The following is a 17,890-nucleotide window of genomic DNA, read 5'->3' as shown; positions in this document are numbered from 1 at the left end:
TAGTATAATATGAGAATAGAATCAATAAATTTTAGGCATCATAAAATCTTAGGAACAACAGATATTAATTTATATTATAATGCAGATATTGACAGAAGCCAAAAAGAACAGATTCATGATGACATGTCTATTTCAACTTTTAATACTATAAATAACACATATACCTATATAATAGGTGATAACGGTGTCGGAAAAACCGTGCTATTTAAATCTGTTATAGATTATTGCAATACATTTGTAAATGAGGATAATCCTAATATTAAAGAGCTATACAGCATTATAAAGGATAATAAATATGCAATTTTCCATGATAGAGCTTTTAATGAATTGTTTTATAGATACGATATATGGAATGTCTTTAATTGTAAAGACTTTCTAAAAAACAATAATGCATATCTTGTATATTTAAGTTCAGCAATAAATGATTTTGAGGATGCATTTTATGGTATATCTAATAGGTATTATAAAATTAACTATTCAGATGATAATCAATTAAAGATTATGTTTCTGAAAGCATTTAGATATTTAGAAAATGAAAATTTTGCAACATTATCTAAGTATTTAGAAAAAAAAGATTCTCAATGGAATATAGATATAATGTTGAGCCATTTTTCTTGGAGTAAAGATCAAAAGATTATTTCAGTTAGAAATGGAATCACAATATTTAGCGTTATTGGATTCTTTAATGAATTAGAGTCTGTACAATATAAATTTGAAGAACTTGGTGAACAAGCATCTATTTTTTTAGATTGTTTACTTTCTACTAAATCAATAAAGGAATATATATCAACATATGACGTAAATATAAAACAACTACTAACAGAGTTAAAACTGTCAGATATCTTTAAATCCTTAGTTGAATTTATTTCCAAATTTAAGGCTTCTGGAACTATAGGTAATAGATTGACTTCAAAAGCAATTGGAATTTGTTTGAATTCTAGTGAAGATATTTCTCCTATTATCGACAAATCACTAGACATCAAAGCAATATCCGAAATAGATTTTTTATTTATTATAATATTGCAGGAATTAAATTTAATAGATTCTGAAATAGAATGTGATGATATTCCCATTGAAAACATGAGTTCTGGAGAACAAATGCTAATTAGAGTTTTCAGTCTATTTGCGAGTTTACCTCAAAATTTTGAAATGAAAAACTTAATAGTTCTATTAGATGAACCGGAGAATTCTTTACATCCAAAATGGCAGCAACTTTTTCCAGAATACTTTAAGTCTGTAGTAGAAAATGTATATGGTATACATTCTTCTCATTTTATTTTTGCCACTCACTCTCCATTAATAATTATGAAAACGGCTTTGTTAAGGGGAAACTCTAATGTAATTAAATTATATAAAGACGAAAATGGCATAACTAAAAGTATGCAAATTAAAGACGTTCATAGCTATAGTATAGAAGAATTACTTATGGATGAATTCTCTTTAAAATACAGAAGTAATCAACTAGAGCAAAGAATAAAAAACATTTTGGATCAAGAAGCTCAAAGAAGGAATAGCGATAGTTCTTGTTGTATTTTAGATTATGAGAACTTTAGAAATGAGGTGGATATGTTATATCAAGAAGTAATAAGAAATAAGAAATGAAATTTATTGATAAAGATTTAACAAATGAATTAGTTAAAGATGCTCAGCAAAGATTGTTAAAAGCAAAAGATTACAATAGTGACCCAATAGTTCGCGATGACATCAGGAAAATATATAATGGATGTTGTGCTTATTGTGAGTCCAGTTTTGAAGAAGGGGCTTATTTCCAAATTGAGCATTTTTATCCTAAAGGTCTGAAAAAATATAAATTGCTTTCTAAGGATATAAGGAATTTACATTATTCGTGTCAAAGATGTAATAATTTAAAAGGGACAAAAAATCAAGAAATATTATCACCAAATTGGTTTCTATACAATGGGAATTGGGTTTTGACAAGAAAAGAAAAAATTTCACAAGAAATTTATTACGTAGGTCATATGCTTTATTCGAGAAACACATCAGATGGAAGTGTTGATAGAGGCAGAAATACTATAGAATTATTTAATTTGAATAATGATAATATTAAAATTAGGAATAATAGAAGTTTCCTTGTGGAATCGAGGCTTAGAACATTGAATAATGTATACAACCAGCTTAAATGTATAAAAAAATTATTATCTAATTACGATATATTACCTTGTGAGATAAATGAATCAATAGAAATTCTTTTTAATCAAGTAATATATGCAGTACAACCAAATGCTCACTATTCAACTATGATAATCCAGAATTATGGAGATATTATTATTAAATTATTGCGAATATATGTGCAAATAAAAAAGTAAATTATTTATCATATAAATGGAAATATTTTACTTCTATTATATAAGATATAACTATTATTCTTTTGCGTAATATGCCGAATAACAATAATTTATATTCCATGTTTTATTGTTAACCTAAATTATACTCATATTAAACATACCTGCTCTTGATACGTCCAATTTTCTGAAAAAGCTTCATTCTCAACTTTTCCGGATAAGCAATCTCCACCTTATCACCAAGAGCCAGGATTTCATCCACCAGCTCGTCAGTCACAAGAAGAGTGTAATCAAATGACGTGAAAGTCCCCATATCATTCCTTTCCACCTGCGAATGGTGGAAAGGATGTTTTCTCAGATAATCAGCAAATGGACCGTAAGCCCTTAGAGTAACCTCTTCCGGCTGCTGTCCGGTCGGAGCCACAACACCAATGGAGTCTGAAAGACGAGTCGCCAGCGAAAATCTGCAGTCAGTCTGAAACCTGTTTTCGCTGAGATAGATTCTTGTCAGTGCATCAAGAGGAACGGCACAGAACTCTGATCCGTTCCTGTACCCGAGCAGATACCAGCGGTTATGGAACAGCTTCAAACCTTCCGGTCGGAAACGGCCTTCCACTTCATTGCCCTTGTCATTCGTGTAGAATATGTACAGTTCATGCCCATCGCTGATACACTCCGATATATCCGGCAGGTATTCAATACCATTTGACATGTCAGGCAGTACAACACGATGGAACAGACACGGACTGCTTTTCAGGGCCACATCAATGATACGGCTGTTGAAGAGCCAGTTCCGGCAGCTGTCACCGAGTATTTCATCCAGATTCTGGATGTAGTATGTATAATCCTTTCTGTTACATGCAATGACTATATCAAAATTTTCCTCAATCATTTTCCGGTGATGATGGAATGTGCGCAGACTCAGCGGCTTTCCATTGTATAGGAAATGGTGCTTCCAAATATCACAAAGCCTTTCAAAAGTAACCTTTCTTTCCTGGTAGACCGTATGCAGCAGCCAAATGTAGCGGTTGTAGATATTATTCATAAAATCACCTCTTGTAACTTGTTTAACTATCTAAATATAAGCATTATAAATTAGATATGCAAGAAATTTGCATATCTGTTTTGTACAATATTTTCAGTGTAATCCGGACTGGTTTTCAGTACAGATTTACTATGTCCATGCCTTTCTTCACTGCCTCCCTGCAGGTATAGAATGTCCCACCATAAGGTTTGCCGTCATAAAAGGCTATCACGCCACATGAATGCTCCAGCATGAAGTCATTGCGCCTTAGAAGACATCCTTTGAAATAGTGTTCACTCAATACGATAACCCAGTCTGCCTGGGAAATTATTCTCTGATGGTGTTCCTTCTCAATTAACGGCCACCGGCAGCTCTGTCTTCTGAAAGGAACAATGGCAATTAGCCGTATATCCGGATACCTTCCCTTCAGTGATAATACAGTTTCAGCGGCCATCAGGTCGAATCCCATGGCCATGCCTGAATAGAAGCAGGTTATACCCGATTTGCAGGCGACGGACACAGCTTCAACAAGTCGTGCCCTTATTTCATCTTGCCTTTCTACGGGAACAGTTCTGTGTCCCGTGAAAGCCAGTGACTTTGATTTTTCTGATAATATTCCGTTCATGGTCCTATACTTTATAATGGGTTCTTGCAAGGAAGATGCCTTCAATGACATTCGCTCCGAAACTCTCCAACTGATTCGCATACATACCGAAACTGATTCCGCGTGTTATTACATCATCGAAGACTATGACTGCCTTTCCTCTGAACCACTCTTCATCAAACTCGATGACGCTCACCTTTCTGATTTCCTTTTCAGCATTACGGTTTTCATGAATAGCAAGTCTTTCTCCGCATACCCTTACATGGTCATATCCGTTTATTGCTCCTGTGAGTTCACATACCCTTTTGCAGAAGTCCATATACCGGATTTCATTCTTTCTTACCGATGATGCCGGTACCGGAATGAATACCAATTGTGAGCATCTGCTACCGTGTTCCTCAATCATTCTTGCTGCCGTCATCTGTGCTACCGCTTCATGAGACCTTCCGTCCTTGAAGTCATAAACCAACTGTCTGTCGGCGATTTCCTTCTCGCCCACATTCTGAATACGTTTGGGAAAATACTTGCAGAACCATGTCTGTGGCTTTTCCAACTGCTTTCTGATGTTTTCGTCCATCTGTACCATACGCTCTGATTTTTTTCCCTTCTGTCAGCAAGTTTTTCAGCTTGCCCGAAGGATATTTTTTGCAGTTCTCAGAAGCGCAGGCATTCAATAAGGCAAACTTAAAGGAAAGCTGAAAATACGCTCAACCCCGTTTGAGGAAGATTTTCAGCCCTGTGTTTGACGTTTGCAATGCCGGAGATACCTTTGCAAAAAAATATCTGAAGAGGCATGCTGAACAAACCTGTGGCTGTAATGGTACATTAGGATAACCATGTATCCCTTTCGCATCAGATGTTTTCAGATAATAAAATGCACACGTTTCAAGAGTGACAGTGTTGACAGAGAGTATCTGTCAGTGTATCAGATACTTCACATAGAAATCATGCGTTGACAAACGTTGACAAGTGTAGCCACAATTTTCAGTCCGCTAAAAATCCATAGCCAAACGTTGACACACTATAATACTCTATTCTTTATAAGAAAAATCAGAAAGAATATAATATATTGTATTACAGTATTTTCCAAGACTGATTTTATGCTGGATTTTCATTGGATTTGCTGTCAACGCTGTCAACCATCAAATATATGCCTTCCTGATTTTCATAAAAAAGATTCGCTATCAACCGCCAAACCTACTGTATTGAATATGACAGGTAACACATAATCCATACAAATCCCACAATCTCCGGAATAATCCCATATTTGACGTATTGACAACTAATAATCAACTGTTTACCTTTACGGCATCCAATAAACGAAAAGATTAACCAGCATGAGATATAATGAAAGTCGTTCCCGAAAAGACATATTCAGTGAAGGAGGCAGCACGCTACCTGGGTGTTCACCGCTGCACCATCTATGCCTATATCCGTTACCTGGAAAAGCCGCTGGCTTTCCTGAAGATACCTGATAAGGCAAAAAGGGTGTTCAGAGGAACTGACCTGATAGCCTACAAGGAAACCGGCCTGCCCAAACGTGGCCGCAAGCGTAAGAAACACCGTTAGTTCAGTCTGTCCCATGGAATGGTATCCAAAAGATTACATTTGGCATTCATGGCTGCAAGTTCAAGAGCCAGCAGCCTTGCCCTTAGCCTGACATCCTCCATGTCGGAAACGGCCTGAAGGAACTCCGATGGCTCCATTGCTCCCGACTGAATCATCCATTCCCTTGCACATTGTTCAGGAACAGCGGCACTGACGAAAGAGAATATTTCTTTTGCTATGCAGCCGGCTGTACCGTCACCGGCTTCAATGGTAAAGCAGAACGGTACACCGCTCGAAGTCTTCCGTCTGAAATTGAGATACCGGATTCCATCCTTGTTTTCCATAGAAACGCTCCACCCATGTCGGGCAGAGAGATTAAAAATATTACGACAATTTTCCATTTACCATACAATTATAGTTTTGTTTTCATTTACCTGCTATAATAAGCAGCCGGTCTTGTCCGTGACGGATAGGACCGGCCACTTCTGTTTACTTACAGCCTATTCAAACCTTGCAAGAAATTCCTGAAGCCTGCTGTCCTGAATCTGTTTCAGCGGAACCGGCTTAAAGTTCTTCTGCTGTCTTACCTGAAGCTTGCCAAGCCCCTGAACACTCAGGTCAAGCTCCACATCCGAAAGCTCATTGAGGGAAATATACCCGTATTCATCCTCCATGAGTCCGACTACGATACCGAATAGAATCACATCGTCATCCTCCCTGTTTCCTTCAAGGATAAACCACCTTACAGAACCAAGGGCAAAAACCGCACGGCAAACAGCCTCCTTTCCCTTGCCGTCCTGGGAGTAGAGCGGATAACCCTCCAGAGCTTCCGCCAGTTGTGTCGTCATCAATCTGCACATATCAGTAAAAAATTAAAAGATTGTTTGATACTCATTCTTTTTGTTCGCATAACACTTGATTTTGAAGTTCCAGTCCTTTTCCCTCCGGTAAAGCTCATTGAGCTTCATGGCCGGGATAAACCGTTTTATGTGCATTTGTAACTGCGGACCAAAGGGAGAAAAAGACAAGTGTGAAGTCAGAGAATGCAGACGGAATACCCAAATTTTTGAGGCATGAGAAAATTTGCGGAAGGCTGCCGTCAAGTCCTCCGACTGAAAGCGCAAGCGTCACTTGGCGTTTCTCCAGTCCGCAGTACCTTTGCACATAAGAAACGGTTCCGGCTATGATGCTCCAATGATTTCCTGATATTCAGTATTCAAAGATTTCAGAGGAGCATAGTATCCGTTTTCAGACAAACCACCGGTAACCGGTTGCCAATGTCAGAGTCTTTGAAATGAAGAGCAGCGTAACCTTAAAGGCTCTGTCTTTGGCAACTGTCCTGATTTATCTGCATGATTGTATGAACCTGTCGGGTGAAACTTGCCTGGTATCAGGATACGAAGCAAGTCAGCCAGTAAGTTTCCGTAGCATAAGGCAAGTTGTTCCGGCATCGCATGAAATACGAACAGTCGGAACAGCTTGCCTGTATTTTAAAACGAGTATTCAAAGATATAGGACGTTCCGTCAGTGCAAGCTTTAGCCTGCATCATCGGGACGGTCTGTTTGTTTTCGTTTTCAGACAAACCATCGGTAACCAGTTGCCAATGTCAGAACCTTTGAAGTGAAGAGTAGCGCAACCTTAAAGGCTCTGTCTTTGGCAACTGCCCTGATTTATCTGCATGATTGTATGAACCTGTCGGGTGAAACTTGCCTGGTATCGGGATACGAAGCAAGTCAGCCGGTAAGTTTTCGTTATACATAGTCAGTCACAAATCAAAAAAGTTAGTACTAGAATTTTATAAGATTGTTTTAGTGAATGAAAACTTTTCATTAAATTGCGCTCATGATAATAATAATGACCCTATGCAAGATATAAATAGACTGAAGTTGGTTCTTGTTGAGAAGAAACGTACCAATAAGTGGTTGAGTGAACAGTTAGGAATTAATCCTTCTACTGTTTCTAAATGGTGTACTAACTCCTCCCAACCTGATTTGGAAACTCTTATAAAAATAGCATTACTGCTTGAAGTGAACGTACAGGATTTGTTGAATACTCCTAAGGTATGAAAGTATGGCAATCAATGATAAAAAAGTAAAGTATGATTCCGGTATAAATGTTTTGGGTAGTATTCCTGATTATGTAGCTATGCTTGAATTTATTTGTGAATACACAGGAAAGAAATCTGAATCAGAGCAGGCGTTTTCTTTCAGAACTCATAAAACCTTCAATAGATTCCTGGCTGCTATCAAAGCTTCTATTATTAAGTTTGCTAATGATAATCAGAAGAATATGTTTCTTACCGCTATCAGTTCAGATGATTTTTCTGTAAGAGAAAAATTGCTCGTATTGTTTTGGCAGTTGGTTTATGGTAACGCTCTTTTTGCTAAAGTGACCAAGGACGTTTTTATGAGAGCTGTATATCAGGGGAGGACCTCTCTTTCTGTTATAGATGTATTGAGCTTGCTGCATCATATAAAGGAAACGGAAGAGGGGGAATTGAACTGGTCGGAAGAAACTTTGAAAATAACAGCATCCAAATATCTGACAATGCTTAAGAAAATGAACCTGGCTGAAGGTAAAACAGCTAAGGATATATGCCATCCTATCATTACAGGACAGCTGTTTGTTTATTTTATCCGTTGGATAATAGTTACATGTCCTGAGAACAGGACGTTGGAAAATCCATTTGTCATCTTTGGGTTTATGGACAAGAGAAGCATTATCGAGAGATTAAAAAAAGTTGAGTATCTTTCACTATGGCAGATCAGCCAGATGGGTGAAGATGTAACCATAGATTTGATAGACCATGAGTAGTACATTTCAGATAGAGCATAATCGTTTGTTTGGAGAACTGAGAGAAGTGCTTAAAACAGATATAGCGCGTATCACCGGTAAGGCTAATGGAGGAAGAAGCATCCTTTTTGTTTATCCTCCTGAAGATGATGATGCCTATATAGCGTATGCAACAGAGAATTTTAATTCTGATGAATATTCTTTTATAGATTTAAGAACTCTTTTTACTGAGTTTGTTTCTGAACAAGGAATAGAACAGTTTCAGGAGAATTACAAGGAATTTGGAAATGAAGTTTTCTTTAGTGATAATTTCTATGAAGAAACTTTCTTCTATTATATAATTAAAGCTATAGAAAATTCCTATCAAATGAATAAGATTCCTGTCCTTGTTCATACAGGTGCTATTTATGGTATGGGCTTCTCCAATATCAATATTATGGAACATCGGATTGTGATGTCAGCCCAACTTCCATTGATTGCTTTTTATCCTGCTACTGTGGATAAAGATAACATTAACTTTTTGGGTAAGCAGATTGCTTCCAAATACCGCTGTATCGTAATAAAATAAATCAGAAACCTATTGATTAAAGATGTCTTATGAGTAAGATAAAAGATATACTCTCCATTGAATTGGAGAACGACATAAAGAATGTCATTGACTTGAATTCGCAAAATGAGGAAGATATAAAAGATGAACTGGATGGTTTTATCCTTACGGAAAGTCTTGCCAAACATTTATCTGATTTCCTTGATGTATTCTGTTCAGATATGAAGGAATCCGGTGTGTGGCTTAGTGGCTTTTATGGTTCCGGTAAATCATATTTCGCAAAGATGATAGGTTTCCTGATAGCCAATCCTGTTATTAAAGGAACCCCTATGTGTGACCGGTTTATGCCTAAACTTATTGGTCTAAAGAATAAGGAAATCATAGAGAATCAGATACGTTCATTGGATAAGACAGATTATCAGGTTACTCTGTTCGACTGTGCTAAAGTAGATTCCAGTCATGGCATATCGTATATGGCTATGAGCCATTTCCTGTTATCTTTGGGTTTTCTGAGTAACTGGATTGGAATGATGGAATTCAATCTGATGCTTGAAAACAGATATCACAAGTTCTTAGCTACAGTAAAGGAGCAGAATGCAGGAAAAGACTGGTATGACATAAGAAAAAAAATGTCAGCAGTTCCGGCTCTTAAAAAAGCCATTCTTACTTTCATGTCAGAAGATGAATATGAAGAAACCCGTAAACTGATTGATGAAAGAATAAAAACATACGATGCTACAAAACTGAAGGAAGATTTGAGTCTTTATCTGGAACATTATCCGGAAAAGAAAATCGTGTTTTTCATTGATGAAATGAGCGAAGCTTTAAGTCAGAAAAAAATTAATCTTTTGGATTTGGAAGGACTTTCGGAAGCCTTGTCTTCTCTTGGAAACAGAGTATGGACTGTGGGTATCGCACAACAGGCCTTTAATGATGTATTGAATGCATCCGGACTGAATATTCATCAGCTTAATAAGGTGGAAGCCAGATTCAAGACCCGTATTCCTATAGCTGCAGAGGAAATTGATACTATCATCCGTAAACGGCTTTTGGCTAAGACTGATTCAGGAAAAGAACAGTTGGAAGCTTATTATAATAAAAACAACGGTATGATTCAGGATATAACGCATATTGCCGGTGTTTCCTTGAATGCCACTAAAGATGAGCATACATACGCAGATTATTATCCGTTCTACGAGCATCAGTTCAAACTGTTGCAGTATTTCCTGTTCGGCTCAAGAGATACGGTAACTTCTCAAATCGGTACCCGCGGTATGTTGGTTTCTGTGTTCGATGTATTGAAAAAAGAAGCTATGACTGAAGCGGACGTATTTACGCATGTCAATGCTACGCAGCTATGCCGTCAGGCAGAGGAAAATATTCCGGAAGCATTGCGTATGCGCTATGAACAGGCAGATAACCATATCGGTAAAGAAGGTATGAAGTATGTAGAAGGAAGGGCTTTGTTGCAAACCATTCATTTCCTGGAGAAAGCCAATGCTTATACTACAATAGAAAATATCACCAAGTCGTATGTCCGCAGACCGGAAGACTATTACAGTGTGCTTGCTGAAGTAAAGAAGGCACTTGAAATATTGGTAGAGCGTAATGTCTTGATTACATCCGGTAATCAGTATCGTATCACCAGCCAGATAGAACAGCAGATTATCGATGATATGAATTCATTCTCCGCTGAAGTTTATCGTGTTCGTGCCGAGATAACCAAGATATTGAAGCAGCAGAAAATTATCAAAATTTCGCAGACACTTACATCGGATGGACAGGCTATACCTTTCTGTGTGGAAAGCTCTCTTGGAGAGAATTTTGTAAATGCAGGAGAAAAATATATGAAAGTCAGCTTCTATGATGTCTTTCATGAAGATCATGCACAGCTTGTGGCTTCTGTAAAACAGGATACACAGAGCCAGAAGGGTATAATAAGTATCATCCCTTCATCTGTTTACGGAACAGAAATCTTTAATCGTGCACAGGAACTTTTGAAGATAGATTATATCGAAACCAAGACCTATCATACAGCCGATGAGAAGAAGGTAGTAAACAATATTGTTTCTACTAAGGAAGAAAAGATGAAATTCCTTACTGAATTGATTAATAAATCATATACGGAAGGAACAGCAGTCTATCTGTTTAACACTTATCAGTTGACTGATGCCAACTACCAGAAAGAAATAGAATCTCTCCAGCGCAAGATGTTTGGAAATATTTTCTATAAGAGACTGGGAGCGTCTTTATCCGATTCATTGGCAGTTAAAGTGCTTACGGCAAACAGTACTCAGCTGACTACCATGTTTGGCGGTTCGGAGGAATTTCGTTTCTTCGATTCTGCCGGAAAGTTTATCGGTGAGAATTTAAGTGTGGCAACAGAGATTTTAGAGAAATGCAAGTCGTACTGTACAGGGGATAAACTGGAAGAGGAACTTTCTGCACCTCCTACAGGTTATAAGTTTGGTACTATCATTACTTCTGTGGCGGCATTGTTTCGTGGTAATAAGTTGATAGCTAAGTTCAATGGCGAAGACTTCCATTCTGTATCGGATGCGCTTGCAGCTAAAATTTTCGACAATACCCGTAACTTTGCCAAAGCATCGTTCAAGGCTGTCATGAAATCCTTGTCTTATAATGACAGGCAGGAGATTGTAGATATTCTGAAAGAGGATTGCCAGTATAAGAAGATTACAGGAGAAAATGCTCCTTCTTACAATTTGAATGATTTTGAGCTGGTCGATTGCATCCGTACACTTTCCAAACGTATGATGGATAAGGTAAAGGACAAAATCATGGGCGATGATGAAATGGAACTTCTGTTCAAACGTTCTGTTCAGGCACGTAATGTATTCAGTCAATATACAGCAGCTGTAACGGATGCCAATTATATAGCTACCGCACGTACATTCCTTCAGGAAGCGGATGATTATATCAAAGCGGTAGAACAGGTACAGAAAGATTTGAAGTTCATAGATTCTGAGTTTAAGGCTATTGAAGAAGAACGTGCTTTTATTCAAAATGTGACGGAGGAATTCGACAAGACAGGAAATGATATGAACCTGATTCGTGGCAAAAAAGAACAGTTTGAAGAAGCACGTGAAAAGGACTTGGTGGCTAATGCTCCATTAATGAAAAAACTGACTCAGGACATTAAGGATATTTATTACGAGGTAATGAAGCATAAAGCCGAACTATTGAGTGAAGACGTTCTGGCTTTATTTGCTAAAACAGATGAACTGAAGACTCAGATAGACCAATATCCAAAGGAATGGAATACCAAACTTTATCGTAAGATTGAAGAATTGGAAAAATCATGGAAACGTTATGTTACAGTCAAAGTAAACTTGGATAAATGGAGCGTGAAGTGTAGCAATACAGGAATGTTGTTACGTGACATTGAATACAAAATTACGAATTTGAGTATGGTCAAGCAGGAAGTCAGTTTGTGGGATACAGAGATTATAACCCAAGATCCTACACCAAAGAAACCTGATATTCCTAAGTTACCTGATGCTCCGATTCCGGAAGATAAGCCGGCACAACCCAAACCTATACAGCGCAATATGAAAGCGAAGTTGCCGAAGGGTACCGCTTCTGTTTCTGAATACAGGTCTTGGCTGAAACAACAGTTGGCGATGTTGAACATGTTTGGTGAGGATGATATTTTGAATTTTGATAATTAAGAATGTAAGATAGACAATAAAAACAGGTATGAAACTTATAGATCATGTACTCCATATACGCAGCCTGATACAACAGGCCATTGACAACTGTTTTTCCCGTTTGGGATTGGAAGCATCGGAGGAAAAAGAACTTCCGGAAAATACTTCAACCGGTAGTAGAGAAAAAAGAAACAGACTGGAAGCTATTATAGCAACGCATAAGCAGGCGTTAGGTAATGATTATGCAGAAGCGAGAAAGGAAACCATCAATGAATGTACCTTCACGCTTTTTAATCGTCTGGCAGCTCTTAAGGTGATGGAAGACAGGGAGCTTTTCCCGGAAGTAATCCGTCACCGTGTGGAGCATGGAAACCTTTCGTATGCGCATAAACAATGGCTGGAAGAACATACGGATGAACGGAATGCAGAACGAATGGGCTTGAAGCATTTCCTGAAAGATAAATTTCAGGAGCTTTCCCAAAATTACAAGATCCCTTTGTATAGTCCCGATTATGCATACGCCATGCTGCCTACAGCCGATGAATTGTTTGAAATTATTACGGCTTTCAATGAGATAGAACAGGATGCGGATTGCGGTGCGGATATTTGGAAAGGCGATGATATATTGGGCTGGTTGTACGAGAACTTCAATACTGTAGAGAAACTTGAATTAAAAGATTCCGGTGATAAGACAGAATATGACAAGGTCTCTTTACAGAGCCAGGTATATACTCCTCAATGGGTAGTAAAATTCTTGGTGGACAATACATTGGGAAAGATGTATTTGGAAATGTATCCGGAGAGTAATTTTATCTATGATGAAGATGGTAAGGTGAAATATCTGATTGCCAATGCGCCTACTTCACAAATGCGTCATCCTAAAAAATTAGAAGAAATCAAATTGATAGACCCGGCTTGCGGTAGCGGAAACTTTCTGATTTATGCGTTTTCACTGTTCTATGATTTATATTTGAACCAGATAGATCAGTATGATGCCGATTATTCACGCAGGGATATACCGAAGCTGATTGTGGAAAATAACCTGTATGGTGTGGACTTGGATGAACGTGCCGTACAGCTTACTCAGATTGCTTTGTTTATTAAGGCTATGCAACTGAAAGGACGCAGAGGAGCTATGCCTGCCTATACACATGTGGTAAGTACCCACTTTGAACTTCCGGAGTATTCTAAAGTGAAGGAAGCATTTATTTCAGGCTCAGACTGGAATGAAACACAACAAAAGACAATCCGTTCTATTTGGGAAGATTTGCGTTCTGCTTATAAATTCGGCTCTTTGATTCGAGTAGAAGAGCAGTTGGATGCCTTACTACCGGTAGATTCTTCAGATATGTTTGCCAATCAGTGGAAAGCGGATATGTTTGATTTCAAGCATCAGATGATTACTACTTTGCGCAATCAGGTTCATCAGTGGACAGGAGAAGGCAGCAATGAATATTCATTGGCAAAGGCGAACGATGCCATTACTTTTTTGGATATTTTAAGTACGAAGTTTGATGTGGCTGTAGCAAACCCTCCCTATACGGATAGTGCAGATTTTGGAACTGAATTGAAAGAGTTTGTGGGCGCAAATTATTCCAAGCCCTTGAAGTTTAATTCCAATCTTTATGCTTGTTTTATCAAAAGATGCTGTGAACTGACAGGGGATGATGGCAAAGTGGGGATGATTCATCCTATGACTTTTATGTATATTAAGACATTTGAAGATGTTCGAAAATATATACTTAATCATACTCATATTAATTTATTTGTTGAATATGGTCTGAGTAATTTATTTGGCACAGTGATGGTTGATCCAGCTTTCTATGTGTTGGAGAAGGATGGTGACACAAAGAATAATGATTCATTATTTATTTCACTAGATCAATATACAAGGACACCTCAAGAAAAATATAAAAAGCAATATTGTCTGGAGGCATTAAATGATATTGTGACAAAATCGCAAAATAAGCATGTTTATCAACTACCTCAATCAAAACTGAAAGATATAAAGTCTTATCCATTTATTTATTGGATTTCGGATGAGTTTAGAGAGAAATTTGGTGATAAACTTTTAGACGATGTAGTAGATGTTAAACAAGGTATTGCGACAAGTAATAATAATAGGTTCCTTCGTTATTGGTGGGAAATAACAGGTTCTAATCAGTCATATTATCCATATTCTAAAGGAGGAGAGTATGCTAAATGGGCTGGAAATTTATGGATATATATCAATTGGGAAGAGAAAAATGTTGAGTACATAAAGGTAAAAGGACGATTACAAAATAGAAACTATTATTTTAGGGAGGGTATAACATATTCAGGTAGTGGTTCTAAAGGAACATCTTTTAGAATTTTCCCTAAAGACTGTTTATTTGATGTTGGTGGTTCATGTATTTTCCTGACAGATATATATTCTAATCGATATTATTTGTTAGCTTTTTTAAATTCAAAAATTTGTTTTTATATAGCAGAATGTTTAAACCCAACAGTTAATACACAGGTCGGTGATTTACAGAGAGTACCTTTTATTATTCCATCAAAAGGAATAGAAGAATTAGTATCTGCCTTATCAGAACAAAACATATCAATAAAACATTACATTGATTCATGCTTTATCATAGATAAAAATTTTAAATCTTCTCCTATTGGTTATACTAAAGATATTAATTCTGAATTATTTTCGTTCTATGTATCAAGTAATGGTTATCTATCTATTAGCTTGTTAAATGAAGCTATAATTAATGGTAAAATATTTGATGTTTATGAATTGTCAGTCCATGATCGTCAAATGGTCATTGATAAAGAAGGTCTTCCAGTTGGTGATTACAGTGTTTCTTCACAAGCTAAAGCAGCCTACAAAGAATGGCTATCAACCAATACCGAATTCCCTGCTTCTCAAGAAGTTTTAGAGCATATCGACTCATTGGAGATAAACGAAGATCAACCGCATATTGATGACTTTGAATCACTCTATCAGAATAACAACGGATGGGAAGAATTCTGCATCAAGCATAAGATGAACCCGATAGAAGTATGGTATCAGTTTAGAAATGCTGGCATATTGCCGCCACAACGTACACAGGTATTGGCTTTTGAACTGGTAACAGACGTAATCCGTAGTGTTTTGGCGAAAGATGATGATGGGGTAATCCCTTTAACGGAACGTATGGGCGAAGAACAGTTGGCTGGTCGTATAGAGCAGGAATTGGTGGAGCGCGGATATAATTCGGCGCAGATTTCACAGATTATTCAGTTGCTCGGAACTCCATTGGATAAATACTTGCAGGATAAGTTCTTCAAACAACTGAGCGATCATCTGAATCTCTTTATGTATCTGCCAAAGACTCCGTTTATATGGCATCTGACAAGTGGTACGCACCATGCCATAGAACTGTATATCAGTATCTATAAATGGAGCCGTGATACCGTGTTCCGTATCAAGAGTGTCTATATAGCCAATAGGGAAACTGCCTTGAACGACCGTCTTTCGGGTGTAGATATCAGTACCGCCAATGGCCAGCTTGAAGCAGCAGAACTGAAAGAGCAGTTGAAAGAGCTGAAAGCGTTTGCGGAAAAGATAGATAAACTGTTGGCAAGCGGTTATGATCCGAAATTGGATGACGGTGTAGGCAAGAACATTGCTCCTTTGCAGAAGGCAGGCTTGTTGAGCTATGAGGTACTGAATGCCGGACAGCTCAAAAAATACTTGAATGCTGATTGGTAATAGGATTACTAAAAAGAAAAGGTATGAAGGAAAATTCACTATACGATAAAAAGTCTCTTCGTGAGATTACCGGTAAGAGTGCAGACTGGAACGAAGTGGCCAAAGATTGCGTGGCTTTCAGTAATGCTCAAGGTGGAGTGATAGACTATGGCATAGAAGATGATGCAGATGCACCACCGGCAGACCAGAAGGTTTCAGAAGACATAGCCATTAATTTGGAAAACAAAATCAGTGGCAAGACACTGAATGTATCTGCCCATGCCGAAATCCTGACACATGAAAACGGCGGGCAGTATATCCGTCTGCATATAGCACGTGGGACTTCTTCTGCTTCTACTACCTCTGGAAAATATTTCACTCGTGTAAGCGACAACAGTGTACCGCTTACAGGAGACGACATAACCCGTCTTTCGGCTGAAAAAGGTTATTATCGTTGGGAAGACGAGGAAAGCAAATGGAGCTGGAAAGATGCTGACAAGGAGAAATTAAATATGCTACTTCAAAATTTACGGAATTCAAACCGTGTGTCGGATTTTGTCAAGCAGAAAGAAGATAAGGAACTGTTGGATTATTATTTCCTGACAGTGGAAGAGTCGGACAAAATGACCAACCTGGGAGTACTTTTTATCGGAACCCAATCGCAACGAGGCAGACTGATGAATGCGCCTGTGGTACAGTGTATTCAGTTTGACCAGTATGGTGATAAGGTCTGGAAATATCTTATTGATGACTTTACCAAGAATCCTCAGGAAATCATTGAAGCGATTTGGAACAATGTGCCTGTTTGGAGGGAAAGCAATGAAATCAGTGACGGATTGTTCCGCAAGGAAATTCCTGCGTATGACGAAGCGGTAGTCAGAGAACTGACCTGCAATGCATTAGTGCACCGTCCTTATACGGTAAGAGGAGATATATTTATCAATATCCATCCGGACAGGATTGAAGTGGTCAATCCGGGAGCATTGCCATTGGGAGTAACTCCACAGAATATCCTTCATAAAACGGTAAAGAGGAACGAACATTTTGCCAATCTGTGCTATGCCCTGCAAATGATGGAGCGTGAAGGTTCCGGATATGACAAAATGTATGAAGTGCTGCTGTCCAATGGAAAACAGATTCCGAAAGTGGAGGAAGGAGATGATTATGTGAAGGCTATAGTAGGAAGACGAATCATCAGTCAGGAAGCCATCAAAGTAATTCGCTATGCTTTGCAGATGACGGAACTCCGACAGAAGCAGATTATCTGTTTAGGGTTGATAGCACAGCATGAAAGTCTTTCGGCGGCAGATCTGATTAAATTGCTGAATCTGAAAAATCGTGATGCTCTTTCTCCATGGCTTGATAAGTTGGTGGATGACGGTATCGTTGAAACTTCTGGTAGAAATAGAGGAAAAGAATATAGAGTGAATGCATCTGTTTTAAAACAGAGTGATTATAAGGGTACTACTTCGTTAAAGAGAATCGAACCTTACAGACTTCGTGAACTTATTATTGAAGACTTGAAGATATACGAATGCTCCGGATTGAAGGACATTCAGCAAAGAATCGGAATCGAGATTCCTTATAAGAAAGTTCTGGAACAGATTAAAGCTATGCTTTCTGATGGAATAATAGAGTCGGAAGGTGAAAACAGATGGATAAAATACAAACTGAAGAAATGATGATTCTCATTTCCAAA

14 protein-coding genes are annotated in these 17,890 nt (G+C 38.0%); 9 read left to right on the top strand and 5 right to left on the bottom strand.

Annotation, left to right across the window (positions count from 1 at the left end):
- The first annotated feature begins 9 nt into the window (after nucleotides 1–9).
- Nucleotides 10–1,602, top strand: coding sequence for an AAA family ATPase (locus H3001_RS01045; protein ID WP_181213834.1), 1,593 nt, complete (start codon nucleotides 10–12; stop codon nucleotides 1,600–1,602).
- Nucleotides 1,599–2,327, top strand: a complete 729-nt coding sequence (locus tag H3001_RS01040; RefSeq protein WP_181213833.1) for an HNH endonuclease — start codon at nucleotides 1,599–1,601, stop codon at nucleotides 2,325–2,327. The genes H3001_RS01045 and H3001_RS01040 overlap by 4 nt, the downstream gene beginning before the upstream one ends.
- 130 nt (nucleotides 2,328–2,457) lie before the next feature.
- Here H3001_RS01040 and H3001_RS01035 read toward each other — a convergent pair whose 3' ends face one another.
- The 3 genes from H3001_RS01035 to H3001_RS01025 form a co-directional block, all read right to left on the bottom strand.
- The gene (locus tag H3001_RS01035; RefSeq protein WP_181213832.1) at nucleotides 2,458–3,348 is read right to left on the bottom strand and encodes a helix-turn-helix transcriptional regulator; all 891 of its coding nucleotides are present in this window, start codon (nucleotides 3,346–3,348) and stop codon (nucleotides 2,458–2,460) included.
- Nucleotides 3,349–3,463: 115 nt separating this feature from the next.
- Nucleotides 3,464–3,952, bottom strand: a complete 489-nt coding sequence (locus H3001_RS01030; RefSeq protein ID WP_181213831.1) for an SLOG family protein — start codon at nucleotides 3,950–3,952, stop codon at nucleotides 3,464–3,466.
- Nucleotides 3,953–3,956: 4 nt separating this feature from the next.
- Entirely contained in the window at nucleotides 3,957–4,517 is a 561-nt protein-coding gene (locus H3001_RS01025; RefSeq protein WP_181213830.1) for a phosphoribosyltransferase, read from the bottom strand.
- Between the two features lie 761 nt (nucleotides 4,518–5,278).
- On the opposite strand from H3001_RS01025, the gene H3001_RS01020 reads away from it, so the two are divergent.
- Nucleotides 5,279–5,500 (top strand): helix-turn-helix domain-containing protein, encoded by a 222-nt coding sequence (locus H3001_RS01020; protein WP_007835189.1) that lies wholly within the window; start codon nucleotides 5,279–5,281, stop codon nucleotides 5,498–5,500.
- Here the strand turns inward: H3001_RS01020 and H3001_RS01015 are convergent.
- Nucleotides 5,497–5,880 (bottom strand): hypothetical protein, encoded by a 384-nt coding sequence (locus tag H3001_RS01015; RefSeq protein ID WP_181213829.1) that lies wholly within the window; start codon nucleotides 5,878–5,880, stop codon nucleotides 5,497–5,499. The two genes, H3001_RS01020 and H3001_RS01015, sit on opposite strands and share 4 nt — an antisense overlap.
- A gap of 99 nt (nucleotides 5,881–5,979) precedes the next feature.
- Nucleotides 5,980–6,339: a DUF2958 domain-containing protein gene (locus H3001_RS01010; protein ID WP_181213828.1), complete on the bottom strand. Its 360-nt coding sequence runs from the start codon at nucleotides 6,337–6,339 to the stop codon at nucleotides 5,980–5,982.
- Between the two features lie 1,003 nt (nucleotides 6,340–7,342).
- On the opposite strand from H3001_RS01010, the gene H3001_RS01005 reads away from it, so the two are divergent.
- The 6 genes from H3001_RS01005 to H3001_RS00980 are packed head-to-tail and all read left to right on the top strand — an operon-like array spanning nucleotide 7,343 to nucleotide 17,873.
- The gene (locus H3001_RS01005) at nucleotides 7,343–7,546 is read left to right on the top strand and encodes a helix-turn-helix transcriptional regulator (protein WP_181213847.1); all 204 of its coding nucleotides are present in this window, start codon (nucleotides 7,343–7,345) and stop codon (nucleotides 7,544–7,546) included.
- A gap of 4 nt (nucleotides 7,547–7,550) precedes the next feature.
- Nucleotides 7,551–8,294: a BrxA family protein gene (locus H3001_RS01000; RefSeq protein ID WP_181213827.1), complete on the top strand. Its 744-nt coding sequence runs from the start codon at nucleotides 7,551–7,553 to the stop codon at nucleotides 8,292–8,294.
- A complete protein-coding gene (locus tag H3001_RS00995; protein ID WP_181213826.1) occupies nucleotides 8,287–8,841 on the top strand; it encodes a hypothetical protein in 555 nt (184 codons plus the stop codon). Before H3001_RS01000 ends, H3001_RS00995 begins: the two co-directional genes overlap by 8 nt.
- Nucleotides 8,842–8,870: 29 nt before the next feature.
- Complete coding sequence (gene brxC / locus H3001_RS00990; protein ID WP_181213825.1) at nucleotides 8,871–12,509, top strand: BREX system P-loop protein BrxC; 3,639 nt, start codon at nucleotides 8,871–8,873, stop codon at nucleotides 12,507–12,509.
- Nucleotides 12,510–12,537: 28 nt separating this feature from the next.
- Complete coding sequence (gene pglX / locus H3001_RS00985; protein WP_181213824.1) at nucleotides 12,538–16,212, top strand: BREX-1 system adenine-specific DNA-methyltransferase PglX; 3,675 nt, start codon at nucleotides 12,538–12,540, stop codon at nucleotides 16,210–16,212.
- A gap of 23 nt (nucleotides 16,213–16,235) precedes the next feature.
- Nucleotides 16,236–17,873, top strand: a complete 1,638-nt coding sequence (locus H3001_RS00980; protein ID WP_181213823.1) for an ATP-binding protein — start codon at nucleotides 16,236–16,238, stop codon at nucleotides 17,871–17,873.
- Nucleotides 17,874–17,890 lie beyond the last annotated feature (17 nt).

This window comes from Phocaeicola faecicola, assembly GCF_013618865.1.
GTDB lineage: Bacteria > Bacteroidota > Bacteroidia > Bacteroidales > Bacteroidaceae > Phocaeicola > Phocaeicola faecicola.
The sequence above is the reverse complement of the archived record's forward strand: the minus strand, read 5'-3'. Positions and strand labels throughout refer to the sequence as shown.

Coding starts and splice junctions, on each gene's coding strand:
- H3001_RS00995 (WP_181213826.1), top strand. CDS start 8,287: ATGAGTAGTACATTTCAGATAGAGCATAATCGTTTGTTTGGAGAACTG.
- H3001_RS00980 (WP_181213823.1), top strand. CDS start 16,236: ATGAAGGAAAATTCACTATACGATAAAAAGTCTCTTCGTGAGATTACC.
- H3001_RS01025 (WP_181213830.1), bottom strand. CDS start 4,517: ATGGTACAGATGGACGAAAACATCAGAAAGCAGTTGGAAAAGCCACAG.
- H3001_RS01040 (WP_181213833.1), top strand. CDS start 1,599: ATGAAATTTATTGATAAAGATTTAACAAATGAATTAGTTAAAGATGCT.
- H3001_RS01035 (WP_181213832.1), bottom strand. CDS start 3,348: ATGAATAATATCTACAACCGCTACATTTGGCTGCTGCATACGGTCTAC.
- H3001_RS01000 (WP_181213827.1), top strand. CDS start 7,551: ATGGCAATCAATGATAAAAAAGTAAAGTATGATTCCGGTATAAATGTT.
- H3001_RS01005 (WP_181213847.1), top strand. CDS start 7,343: ATGCAAGATATAAATAGACTGAAGTTGGTTCTTGTTGAGAAGAAACGT.
- pglX (WP_181213824.1), top strand. CDS start 12,538: ATGAAACTTATAGATCATGTACTCCATATACGCAGCCTGATACAACAG.
- H3001_RS01015 (WP_181213829.1), bottom strand. CDS start 5,880: ATGGAAAATTGTCGTAATATTTTTAATCTCTCTGCCCGACATGGGTGG.
- H3001_RS01020 (WP_007835189.1), top strand. CDS start 5,279: ATGAAAGTCGTTCCCGAAAAGACATATTCAGTGAAGGAGGCAGCACGC.
- brxC (WP_181213825.1), top strand. CDS start 8,871: ATGAGTAAGATAAAAGATATACTCTCCATTGAATTGGAGAACGACATA.
- H3001_RS01010 (WP_181213828.1), bottom strand. CDS start 6,339: ATGTGCAGATTGATGACGACACAACTGGCGGAAGCTCTGGAGGGTTAT.
- H3001_RS01030 (WP_181213831.1), bottom strand. CDS start 3,952: ATGAACGGAATATTATCAGAAAAATCAAAGTCACTGGCTTTCACGGGA.
- H3001_RS01045 (WP_181213834.1), top strand. CDS start 10: ATGAGAATAGAATCAATAAATTTTAGGCATCATAAAATCTTAGGAACA.